We start from the raw sequence: 576 nt of genomic DNA on the forward strand, positions 1-576 counted from the left end.
ACCACTTTGTGATTCATGACTGGGGTGAAGTCGTAACAAGGTAACCGTAGGGGAACCTGCGGTTGGATCACCTCCTTACCTTAAAGAACCTGCCTTTGCAGTGCTCACACAGATTGTCTGATGAAAAGTAAACAGCAAGGCGTCTTGTGATTGAGACTTCAGTGTCCCCTTCGTCTAGAGGCCCAGGACACCGCCCTTTCACGGCGGTAACAGGGGTTCGAATCCCCTAGGGGACGCCACTTGCTGGTTCGTGAGTGAAAGTCACCTGCCGTCATATCTCAAAACTGACTTACGAGTCATGTTTGAGATATTTGCTCTTTAAAAATCTGGATCAAGCTGAAAATTGAAACGACACATCTTTAAGGTGTGTTCGAGTCTCTCAAATTTTCGCAATCATGAAGTGAAACATCTTCGGGTTGTGAGGTTAAGCGACTAAGCGTACACGGTGGATGCCCTGGCAGTCAGAGGCGATGAAGGACGTGCTAATCTGCGAAAAGCGACGGCGAGGTGATATGAACCTTTGACCCGTCGATGTCCGAATGGGGAAACCCAGTGCAATTCGTTGCACTATCGTTA

The 576-nt window shown here is 48.4% G+C and carries 1 tRNA gene and 2 rRNA genes; all 3 read left to right on the forward strand.

Annotated features, from left to right (window positions below):
* Positions 1–78 (forward strand): 16S ribosomal RNA (locus tag APT89_RS19830); the annotation flags it as partial.
* An 85-nt stretch (positions 79–163) separates the two neighbouring features.
* A tRNA-Glu gene (locus APT89_RS19835) sits at positions 164–239 on the forward strand.
* A 183-nt stretch (positions 240–422) separates the two neighbouring features.
* Positions 423–576, forward strand: a 23S ribosomal RNA gene (locus APT89_RS19840); the annotation flags it as partial.

This window comes from Enterobacter sp. 50588862 (assembly GCF_001462935.1).
Classification (GTDB): Bacteria; Pseudomonadota; Gammaproteobacteria; order Enterobacterales; family Enterobacteriaceae; genus Enterobacter; species Enterobacter bugandensis.